This is a genomic window from Streptomyces sp. GbtcB7 (genome assembly GCF_019091445.1).
GTDB classification, from domain to species: Bacteria; Actinomycetota; Actinomycetes; order Streptomycetales; family Streptomycetaceae; genus Streptomyces; species Streptomyces mirabilis.
Window position 1 is genome coordinate 1 of the sequence record NZ_JAGXJM010000273.1, and the last position, 275, is coordinate 275.

The window sequence follows — 275 nt, forward strand, 5'->3', positions numbered from 1 at the left end:
GTTTACCGCCTGTTACTCGTCGCCGCCGTTCCTCCTCGCGACGTCGTTGTTCTTCCTCTCTGGCCTGCCGCGCGGCTGCTTCCCGTGCTTTACGACGGGCTTCTTCTCGGCGTTTGCGTTCGGCTTCAACACCTGCCTGGTAGCCGGCGAGTGTCGATGCTGTCGTATCGCGGAGTGCGTCGAGTTGGGCTTCCAGGGTGAGCCGGTGCTCGGTTTGCGCGTCGAGCGCCGCTTGCGCGGCTTGCGCGGCTGCTTGCGCGGTTCGCATCTTCTGT

The 275-nt window shown here is 64.7% G+C and carries 1 protein-coding gene; it reads left to right on the top strand.

The genetic code is table 11. The annotated features are described in order from the left end of the window. A partial coding sequence (locus tag KVT44_RS56075; protein ID WP_217576976.1) for a hypothetical protein occupies positions 1 to 275 on the top strand: 275 nt, incomplete at both ends.